Source organism: Pseudomonas sp. SIMBA_067 (assembly GCF_046534675.1).
GTDB lineage: Bacteria > Pseudomonadota > Gammaproteobacteria > Pseudomonadales > Pseudomonadaceae > Aquipseudomonas > Aquipseudomonas putida.
Map to the genome: position 1 here is coordinate 1 of NZ_JAWRYH010001016.1, position 249 is coordinate 249.

The following is a 249-nucleotide window of genomic DNA, read 5'->3' on the forward strand; positions in this document are numbered from 1 at the left end:
TGCCCAGCGAAAGGGAACGGGGACTCACATCAGCACAGACAATTTCCGCGGCCCCCAGTGTTTTCACTGCACTGACAATCAGGCAGCCAATGGGTCCAACACCGGAAATAAATACTCGCTTGCCCTGTAACTCGCTGGCCTGATGTGCGGCATGAATCGCGACGGCTAAAGGTTCGGCAAAAGCCATAACCTTTTCGTCAGCTTTGGCCGGATAAGGGACACATTGCGACGTTTCGACCATTTTATAAC

Annotated in this window: 1 pseudogene; it reads right to left on the bottom strand. The window is 52.6% G+C overall.

From position 1 onward, the window contains the following. Positions 1-249 (bottom strand): annotated as a pseudogene (locus SB765_RS32285) (L-idonate 5-dehydrogenase); the annotation flags it as partial.